This window comes from Mesorhizobium sp. P2_D1 (assembly GCF_056404455.1).
The window spans coordinates 1-574 of the sequence record NZ_JBFUDZ010000193.1 but is presented as its reverse complement, the minus strand read 5'-3'; the positions used below and the strand labels follow the sequence as shown (position 1 = coordinate 574).

1 protein-coding gene is annotated in these 574 nt (G+C 56.4%); it reads left to right on the top strand.

Annotation, left to right across the window (positions count from 1 at the left end; genetic code table 11):
* Nucleotides 1-17: 17 nt before the first annotated feature.
* Nucleotides 18-574 (top strand): IclR family transcriptional regulator (locus AC1D0I_RS32915; protein ID WP_477400238.1); only part of this gene is annotated, 557 nt, incomplete at its 3' end.

Genomic DNA, 574 nt, shown 5'->3' with positions numbered 1-574 from the left:
ATTTAAGTCAGGGCGCTATGAAAACGGCAAAGCTTACGATCCGATTGCTTCGAGAATTTAGTGTTCAGCATCCCGAACTCGGGGTCAGCGAACTCGCCCGCCGGCTGGTGCTCGACAAGGCAACAATACATCGACTCCTGCGATCGCTGTGCGAAGAAGGCATTATTGAGCAGAATTTGGCGACCAAGAGGTACCGCCTAGGGTTGGCGATTTTGGATTTGGCGGCTTCGCGTCTTCAGGCGCTTGGCTTTGTTGAGCTCGCCGCAGGCGAGATGCGCAGCCTTCGCGAAGAGGTTGGTGAAAGCGTTGGCCTACATGTACGAGATGGCCGCGATATGGTTTGCGTACACTATAACGAAGCGTCACACCCGCTGACTGTTCGTTTCACTTTGGGTGAGCGATCACCGGTCCACGTCACGGCTACAGGGCTCATCAGTCTCGCGGAGATGTCGGCGCAAGATTCGGCGAGCGTGGTCGAGGAGGCAGCCCGCGCATATCCGGCATTTCCCGCGCCAGACATCAACGATTTTTCGGAGAAGCTGGCCAAGGTACGGCAAGAGCAGCTGTCAGTTGC